Origin of the sequence: Bacillus sp. FJAT-26390 (assembly GCF_001682865.1) — a bacterium.
GTDB lineage: Bacteria > Bacillota > Bacilli > Paenibacillales > Paenibacillaceae > Pristimantibacillus.
The window spans coordinates 1-541 of sequence record NZ_MAQX01000027.1; the positions used below are offsets into that span (position 1 = coordinate 1).

At 55.6% G+C, this 541-nt stretch carries 1 rRNA gene; it reads left to right on the forward strand.

The window, feature by feature from the left end:
- A 16S ribosomal RNA gene (locus A7975_RS20985) occupies positions 1–506 on the forward strand; the annotation flags it as partial.
- Positions 507–541 lie beyond the last annotated feature (35 nt).

Sequence of the window (541 nt, forward strand, 5' to 3'; positions counted from 1 at the left end):
GGAGACAGGTGGTGCATGGTTGTCGTCAGCTCGTGTCGTGAGATGTTGGGTTAAGTCCCGCAACGAGCGCAACCCTTGATCTTAGTTGCCAGCACTTTGGGTGGGCACTCTAGGATGACTGCCGGTGACAAACCGGAGGAAGGTGGGGATGACGTCAAATCATCATGCCCCTTATGACCTGGGCTACACACGTACTACAATGGCCGATACAACGGGAAGCGAAACCGCGAGGTGGAGCCAATCCTATCAAAGTCGGTCTCAGTTCGGATTGCAGGCTGCAACTCGCCTGCATGAAGTCGGAATTGCTAGTAATCGCGGATCAGCATGCCGCGGTGAATACGTTCCCGGGTCTTGTACACACCGCCCGTCACACCACGAGAGTTTACAACACCCGAAGCCGGTGGGGTAACCCGCAAGGGAGCTAGCCGTCGAAGGTGGGGTAGATGATTGGGGTGAAGTCGTAACAAGGTAGCCGTATCGGAAGGTGCGGCTGGATCACCTCCTTTCTAAGGAAATACCCGGACCCGATGAGGTTCGGATA